The organism is Acinetobacter sp. YH12086 (genome assembly GCF_013419345.1).
GTDB lineage: Bacteria > Pseudomonadota > Gammaproteobacteria > Pseudomonadales > Moraxellaceae > Acinetobacter > Acinetobacter amyesii.
The window spans coordinates 1-1,067 of the sequence record NZ_VPAF01000061.1; the positions used below are offsets into that span (position 1 = coordinate 1).

The following is a 1,067-nucleotide window of genomic DNA, read 5'->3' on the forward strand; positions in this document are numbered from 1 at the left end:
GCTGACGCACACCATCGCCCACCGGGTGGGTCGCTATCTGGAACGGCAAGGCCTGCTGGAACGGGATGTCGAAAACAGCTATCTGGCCTCGGATGCGGTGGATGACGACCCGATGACACCCCTGCTGGGGCACTCGATCACTTACCGTATCGCTGTCGGTTCACAGGCGGGGCGAAAGGTGTTCACTTTGCAAACTCTGCCGACCAGTGGTGATCCGTTCGGTGACGGGATTGGCAAGGTAGCCGGGTCCAGCCTGCACGCCGGCGTGGCGGCCAGGGCCGATGAACGCAAGAAGCTCGAACGGCTGTGCCGGTACATCAGCCGCCCGGCGGTATCCGAGAAGCGGCTGTCGTTAACACGAGGCGGCAACGTGCGCTACCAGCTCAAGACGCCGTACCGGGACGGCACCACGCACGTCATTTTCGAACCATTGGATTTCATTGCAAGGCTGGCCGCCCTGGTACCGAAGCCCAGAGTCAACCTAACCCGCTTCCACGGGGTGTTCGCACCCAACAGTCGGCACCGGGCGTTGGTCACGCCGGCAAAACGGGGCAGGGGCAACAAGGTCAGGGTGGCTGATGAACCGGCAACACCAGCACAACGGCGAGCGTCGATGACATGGGCGCAACGGCTCAAGCGTGTTTTCAATATCGACATCGAGACCTGCAGCGGCTGCGGCGGCGCCATGAAAGTCATCGCCTGCATTGAAGACCCTATAGTGATCAAGCAGATCCTTGATCACCTGAAGCACAAAGCCGAAACCAGCGGGACCAGGGCGTTACCCGAAAGCCGGGCGCCACCGGCTGAGCTGCTCCTGGGTCTGTTTGACTGACGAGCCTGAAGGCCAACGATACCAATCAAAATGCTGCGTTCACAGCGCCGCGGCAGGGATCCGCCGTGCTGGTTGTCGGAAAAGGAGCCGCTAGTGGGAAAGAGGAGGGTAAATTTTCAGCGTTGCTGGCTCCCCGTCAGCCGGATTGGGTTGCATCGCAGGGGTGTCGAAAGAGTCAACTGCGGTCCAAAGCTGTTGGACTTGGGTGAAAAGGGCGTTTATTCTTCCTATACGT

The 1,067-nt window shown here is 60.4% G+C and carries 1 pseudogene; it reads left to right on the forward strand.

Annotation, left to right across the window (positions count from 1 at the left end):
* Window positions 1–832: pseudogene (locus FTU29_RS17300) on the forward strand (IS91-like element ISVsa3 family transposase); the annotation flags it as partial.
* Window positions 833–1,067 lie beyond the last annotated feature (235 nt).